A 6,502-nucleotide genomic window follows, 5' to 3' on the forward strand; every position below is an offset into this window, starting at 1 on the left:
TTGCTACCTACTTTCTAACCGTTGCCGATGTTGCTCAGATGATCAGGGACATGAGAATCAGAACGGCAGCTCGCGGTTCGGGAGCTGGCTCGATGGTCAATTACCTACTTGGTATCTCAAGTGTTGACCCGATAGAACATGAGCTATTGTTCGAAAGGTTCCTAAGCACCGAGCGCTCTAGCTTGCCTGATATCGATATCGATGTTGAATCAGCCAGAAGGCATGAGATCTACAGAGCGATATTCAAGCGCTACGGTGGCAATAGAGTCACGCTACTTTCGATGCAGTCCACCTATCGCGGAAGAGGTGCCGTAAGAGATGGTGGCCTAGCCCTTGGGTTCGAGCCAGAACAAATTGATGAGATAGCAAAAAGTATCTGGCGCTTTAGCGCCAGAGATTTTCGTGGAATGCTGGGGAAAAAACCAGAGCTAAAGCAACTTGCTGCCCAGCTAGAAACTGACCGCAGGTTAAACCTTTTGGTTGATGTCACCGAAAGATTAGATCGACTACCAAGGCATATCTCGATGCACCCTTGCGGCGTAATACTCGGTAACGAACAACTTCTTGCTCACACCCCAGTTGAACCAAGCGGTCTGGGGTTACCGATGAGTCAGTTCGATAAAGACGATATGGACCCGATGGGAATGCTCAAGCTAGACATTCTTGGGGTTCGGATGCAATCGAGCATGGCCTACGCGATTAGGGAAATAGAGCGGGTTTCCAAAAAAAGCATCGATCTAGATGCCATCTCCAGAGATGACGCGGAAACTTTCAAGCAAATACGAACTACAAACACCCTTGGTGTATTCCAAATTGAAAGCCCAGGCCAAAGAGAGCTAACCGGTAAGCACCAGCCAACGCAGTTCAATGATCTGACAATACAGATTTCGCTATTTAGGCCAGGTCCCATGAAGGGCAACATGATCTCGCCCTACCTAGATGGCAGACATGGCTTTATCAAGCCGGATTTCATACATCCAGACCTGGAGCCGATTCTAAAATCCACCCACGGCGTTGTTATCTTCCACGAGCAGTTACTGAAGATCCTGAACGTTATGACCGGCTGCTCGCTGGCTAAAGCCGATGAGCTTAGAAGGTCTCTTGAAAAAGACCGCAAGTTTGTTGAGAAGTTCTTTATAGAAAACGCCACAAAGCGTGGATACTCGAGAGTTGTTGTAGATCGCATCTGGAGCGTACTTGATGGTTTTGGAAGCTTTGGTTTCTGCAAAGCCCATGGAGCAGCCTTTGCGCTACCTACCTACCAAAGCGCCTGGCTAAAAACTCACTACCCAACTGAGTTTCTAGCTGGCCTATTCACCCACGACCCTGGAATGTACCCAAAGCGCTTACTGCTAGCCGAGGCCAGAAGACTCGGGGTGAAAATTCTTGGGGTTGATGTGAATGAATCCAAAGACGAGTATCTGGTGGAGAAAACTCCCGATGGGTTAGCCATTCGCATGGCGCTCACTGATCTTTATGGCATTTCTGGTGCAGAAATTAGTCGCATTATCGAAAATGCCCCCTATAAGGACCTGGCTGATTTCTACTTGAGAGCTAACCCGGGAAGGGCTAGCGCTAAGAACCTTGCGCTAATCGGTGCTCTAGATCAACTTGGTGCTAACAGCCAAGATCACACACGAGGAGATGTGCTCGAAAGGGTTAGGCAACTAAGCGCCTTGAAATCAAGACCAAAGCTAACAAAAGATCAGCCGATGCTCGATTTTGACTTGATTGATTTGATGCCCAAGGGAAACCCGGAATTCACCAAGGAGCTTCAGCTGGAAAGTGAAATGGATCTACTTGGCATGGATGTCACAGACCATCAGCTGGCTAAGTATCAGCCGATGCTGGATCAAATGGGCGTGGTTCGAGCCAGTGAGCTTGTTGGGCTTAGATCCAAAACCGATGTTCTAGTTGCTGGAGTAAGGGTAGCGACCCAGTCTCCCCCAATGCGTTCAGGCAAAAGAGTTGTCTTTATAACCCTCGATGATGGCACAGGGTGTTCGGATGCAACATTTTTTGATCAGGCCCAAGAGCGGTCCAGTCACGTGCTTTTCAATACCAGACTCATGGTTGTCTCTGGTAAAACCAGAAGAACCGGAGTCAAAGGAGTTTCAGTAATGGCTGAAAACGCGTGGGACCTAGATCAGCTGTGGCAGCAATACCGTCAGAAAAATTTAGTCGCGGTTGAAAATTGACAACAAGCGAAGAATTTCAACGTAAAGCCAGATAAGAGTAACGGCTAGACCAAAAGCTGCGCGCCATTCCATGTCCACTGGCCACTTGTCTCTAGCTCCCACGGTGATGGTCTCGAAGTCTAGATTTAGAGTGAAGGCCGCAAGACCTGCTCCAACTAATCCAGCAAGCCAACCAAAAGCAGAACCGTAAACACCTGATTCACCTGAAATAAGAACAAAACCTAGATTGATAACAGCAAAGATCATGTAACCAACGATTGCAAAGGTCATGATTCTGGTGAACCTAGCGTCAACCTTGATCCAACCAAAGCGGTAAGCGGCAAACATCGCACCAGCGGTAGTCAAGGTTGCCAAAACTGCAGACTGAACGATGCCTGGATACTGGCTTTCGAACATGGCGGAAATTCCACCCAAGAAAACACCTTCAACTGCTGCGTAGGCAACAATTACAGCTGGCATTACCTTCTTAGAAAAGGTGATCCACAAAGCAAGGCCAAGACCGACAAACATGGCCGGGAACCAAAGATCATGTAGTGGCTGGAAGAACCAAGTTGCAGCGGCTGTAATCAGCAACACAACAAAGATTGCTGCTACCTTGCCAGCTGTCCCCTCAACGGTCATTGGCTCATTTTTGGAAGCAATCTTCGAAAACTCTGCATCTACAAGGTCCTGCGGAACCTCACGAGCAGCCTGTAATCCGGTTTGCATTGAGCGGTTAAAAACTGGGTTGTGGGACAAGATGTTCTCCTTTTGTCTATTGATGTAAATTCTAAGCTGATTTGCTGAAAGTTAGCTGAGCGTGAGCTCCTTAGCAAGTATTTCAATATGCTCAGGGCTAATCTGGTGCCCTCCGGGGTGCATCAGGACCTCAACCTTGGCTCCCCAAGATTGAAACTCCTTGATCATTTCCTCCGTTTTTTGCGTTGGTGAGTAGGGGTCCTTTTCTCCGTTGGCTATGAAGACGAACTTACCCTCGAGGTCTGGCTTGAATTCGGTCTCCACAAAAGCCCGAGTAGTACCAAAGGCAAGAATTCCTCGAAGAAGCTCAGGGTGGACCGTTAGCAAAGCACCAGCCATGTGAGCTCCGTTAGAAAACCCGACAGCCGTTACCCGTGCCGGGTCAAAACCATATTTCTTACTCGCTAGCTCGAGAAACTCAGCCAGGGTCCGAACGGCTTCAAGCAGGGTGTCCTCCTTGGCACTAAAGTCCTCAAAATACTCAAAGAATCTGACCATGCCATCCTGGCTAACGAGGCCCCGAGGAGACAAGATGTTTGCTGAAGGATCCAGGGCCTTGCCCAAAGACAATAGATCAAACTCATCCGCACCAGATCCGTGCAAGAGCAAAAGGGTGTTCGCGGATTGCGCAGATGGCAGCCAGACGTGTGGTCTCGTGAGTTTTGCTTCGGTCATCGTCTCAGTCTAGATATCTATCCACGAATCTAAGTGTTAAACAAAAAAGTAGCCCCGAAGGGCTACTTACTTGTGGACCTGAGGGGATTTGAACCCCTGACCCCCTGCATGCCATGCAGGTGCGCTACCAGCTGCGCCACAGGCCCTGATGTGTAACTTTGTTAGCCTAGCTCAAACTGGGGCTAGCTGACAAAGAAGTTAGCTTTAGTTCTGGGCAGTCGCTCCAGATTCTTTCGAGCGAGTAGTAGACGCGATCTTCCTCGTGCATGATGTGGCAAATGATTTCCCCAAAGTCTAAAAGCACCCATCGTCCGCCGGCTTTTCCTTCGCGACGAAGTAGCTTGATGCCTTGCTCTAAAAGCTTTTCTTCGATGCCATCAGAGATTCCAACGACTTGACGCTCATTTCTACCAGAGGCAATCAGGAATATATCAGTTAGTGGCATGTGTGACGAAACATCAAGTGCGACGATGTTTTCAGCTACTTTGTCAGAAGCGGCCGCTGCAGCTAGTTCTGCAACTTCAATTGCTTTTTTAGTAGCGCTCACAAACACCCATCTTTATAAGATCCCAAGCATAAACGCGGCCACCGTAAGTGCTCCTACGGAAATCATGAGGACAACTGTGGACATAACCGCGTAGACCTGCCCCTGGCCTTTTCGGTTGATCAGGGTCAGCTCAACTACCTTGGCCCTAGTTTTAGCAATTCCAGCAGCGCGGATTGGGGCCGCAGAGGAAACGAAGGAGTTGAGGCTATCTTCGGCAACAGCCTCGTCTGCTTGTTCGCTTTCCAAGATAATGGTGATGCTGCCCGTAGTTGGATCCACGTTTGGACGCTGAATTGAACCAGTTGTTACTGCCGGGCCAGAGCCTGAAAGAACAATAGATCCGCCAAGCATGTCCGGCACTCGGTCTAGGATGATCGATGCAGTTACTGGCTCAATACCCAGATTCGCAGTTGAGCCAAAGTTTGAACCGTTTACAGACTCCAAAAAGATGTCAGGTGTGGCAATAACAGGAACTGATCCAGTTAGGGTGTGATCATCAAAAAGCGGTGCCCTGTCAGTTGCAGCAGATTCCTTGAGGTCATTGAGGCCCCGAAGTTCGCGACGAGATTTTGCACTCTGCGGTTCGCTTGGAGGAGGGCTGTAAGGCTCAAAGCCTAAATCGGGGAAGGTCTGCTCTACTGGTTGTTGTGCAACAGTATTTGACTCTGCAGCTCGACGCTCTCTTCGAGACTGGAAAGTGGGGCTATCGCTCATGAGAGCCCCTTGTATAAACCATGTTTACCAATGTACTGAACTACACCATCAGGAACTAGGTACCAAATAGGTTCGCCGTTAGAAACCCTATTCCTGCAGTCAGTTGAACTAATTGACAGCGCCGGAACTTCAACAACAGTTACTGTGCCCTCAGGAACATCAGGAATCTGAAGAGCATGGCCTGGCCTGCTAACCGCAACGAAGTGTGCCAAATCCCAAAGTCGCTGCACTTCTTTCCATGCCAAAATTTGTGCAATAGCATCGCTTCCGGTTATGAAGAAAAGTTCCGCATCTGGATAGCTGTTCTTGAGATCGGTAAGAGTGTCAACCGTGTAAGTGGGCTTGTCTCTGTCGATGTCAACTCTAGAAACTAAGAATCTTGGATTGGCTGCTGTTGCAATAACTGTCATAAGGTAGCGATGTTCACCGCCAGTCACTTCTGGTTTCTTTTCTGGTGCGCCGGTTGGCACGAATACCACTTGATCGAGCTTGAGGGCTGCTGCCACTTCGCTGGCGGCAACTAAGTGGCCGTTGTGAATTGGGTCAAAGGTTCCACCCATAACTCCCAGTCGAATTTTAGCCATAGAGAATTTGGAGGCCTAGTGACCTTGCGAGCTCGAATTCTTGTGATCGTGGCGGTTGGCTACATCGCGATACGAGTAAACAACAAAAGCAAGAAGGATAAACACGCTCATCGCTATGGCTCCGAAAGCAAGAGCAGGAATTGGTAGTTCGCTGTGTTGTATGAACACACCATCGGTCTCAGACAGTATTGCAGCTAGCAAAATGTTCTCCTTAGAAGCGTTATACCTAGAATAACCTAGGCCCGCGTTTGGCCGGCACCTCGAGCCAGCCATTTCGTGCTTGTTAGCTCTCTTAGCCCCATCGGACCGCGGGCATGAAGCTTTTGCGTAGATATTCCAACCTCAGTTCCGAAGCCAAACTGACCGCCATCGGTAAATCTCGTTGAGGCATTGACCATAACTACCGCTGAATCGATTTCGTTTAGGAATCGTTCCGCGTGAGCTTCATTGCTTGTAATTATCGATTCAGTGTGGTGGGTCGAGTACTTCTTTATGTGCTCTAGCGCCTCATCCAAAGAAGCGACCACTTTGACTGCCAAATCCAGCGAATAGTACTCGGCGTGCCAGTCCGCTTCGGTCGCCAAAACAGAATTTGGATAGACGCTGTTTACTTTCTTGTCAGCATGAACTGTTACTCCAGCTGCCGCCAAGCGGTCGAGAACCTTGGGGAGAATAGTTGAGGCCACTGCTTCGTGAACCAACAATGTCTCTAGCGCATTGCAAGTAGCTGGGCGTTGCACCTTTGAGTTAAAGACAATCTCAACAGCCCAGTCCGAATTAGCTGACTCGTCGATAAATACGTGGGTCACACCGTCACCGGTTTGAATAACCGGAACTTTTGCTCCTTCAACCACTGCCGAAATCAAGTTTGCGCTTCCCCTTGGAATCAAGACGTCAATTAGGCCACGTGCTGCCATCATCTCGTTCGCACCTTCTCTACCAAAGTCATCAACTGTCTGCACCAGCTCTGGGCTGAGGCCAGAACTTGCCAGAGCATCTTTGAGAATCTTCGACAACGCGATGTTGGTGTTTTCGGCGGCAGTTCC

Annotated in this window: 8 protein-coding genes and 1 tRNA gene; 1 reads left to right on the forward strand and 8 read right to left on the reverse strand. The window is 49.1% G+C overall.

The annotated features are described in order from the left end of the window. On the forward strand, window positions 1-2,198 hold a 2,198-nt coding region (gene dnaE, locus AC9UES_RS06085; protein WP_509527665.1), incomplete at its 5' end, for a DNA polymerase III subunit alpha. Here the strand turns inward: dnaE and AC9UES_RS06090 are convergent. The 8 genes from AC9UES_RS06090 to AC9UES_RS06125 form a co-directional block, all read right to left on the reverse strand. Next, window positions 2,178-2,936 carry a Bax inhibitor-1/YccA family protein gene (locus tag AC9UES_RS06090; protein ID WP_509527668.1) on the reverse strand — a complete coding sequence of 253 codons (759 nt, stop codon included), beginning with the start codon at window positions 2,934-2,936 and terminating at the stop codon, window positions 2,178-2,180. The genes dnaE and AC9UES_RS06090 overlap by 21 nt on opposite strands. A gap of 51 nt (window positions 2,937-2,987) precedes the next feature. Further along, window positions 2,988-3,611: an alpha/beta hydrolase gene (locus AC9UES_RS06095; RefSeq protein WP_509527671.1), complete on the reverse strand. Its 624-nt coding sequence runs from the start codon at window positions 3,609-3,611 to the stop codon at window positions 2,988-2,990. Window positions 3,612-3,684: 73 nt separating this feature from the next. Further along, a tRNA-Ala gene (locus AC9UES_RS06100) sits at window positions 3,685-3,757 on the reverse strand. A 20-nt stretch (window positions 3,758-3,777) separates the two neighbouring features. Further along, window positions 3,778-4,158 (reverse strand): ribosome silencing factor, encoded by a 381-nt coding sequence (gene rsfS / locus AC9UES_RS06105; RefSeq protein ID WP_509527674.1) that lies wholly within the window; start codon window positions 4,156-4,158, stop codon window positions 3,778-3,780. Window positions 4,159-4,170: 12 nt separating this feature from the next. Further along, complete coding sequence (locus AC9UES_RS06110) at window positions 4,171-4,872, reverse strand: hypothetical protein (RefSeq protein WP_509527676.1); 702 nt, start codon at window positions 4,870-4,872, stop codon at window positions 4,171-4,173. Next, window positions 4,869-5,456 carry a nicotinate-nucleotide adenylyltransferase gene (gene nadD, locus AC9UES_RS06115; RefSeq protein WP_509527678.1) on the reverse strand — a complete coding sequence of 196 codons (588 nt, stop codon included), beginning with the start codon at window positions 5,454-5,456 and terminating at the stop codon, window positions 4,869-4,871. The genes AC9UES_RS06110 and nadD overlap by 4 nt, the downstream gene beginning before the upstream one ends. Before the next feature lie 15 nt (window positions 5,457-5,471). Next, a complete protein-coding gene (locus AC9UES_RS06120) occupies window positions 5,472-5,657 on the reverse strand; it encodes a hypothetical protein (RefSeq protein WP_509527681.1) in 186 nt (61 codons plus the stop codon). 35 nt (window positions 5,658-5,692) lie between these two features. Continuing rightward, on the reverse strand, window positions 5,693-6,502 hold an 810-nt coding region (locus tag AC9UES_RS06125), incomplete at its 5' end, for a glutamate-5-semialdehyde dehydrogenase (RefSeq protein ID WP_509527684.1).

Source organism: Rhodoluna sp. (genome assembly GCF_044232805.1).
Classification (GTDB): domain Bacteria; phylum Actinomycetota; class Actinomycetes; order Actinomycetales; family Microbacteriaceae; genus Rhodoluna.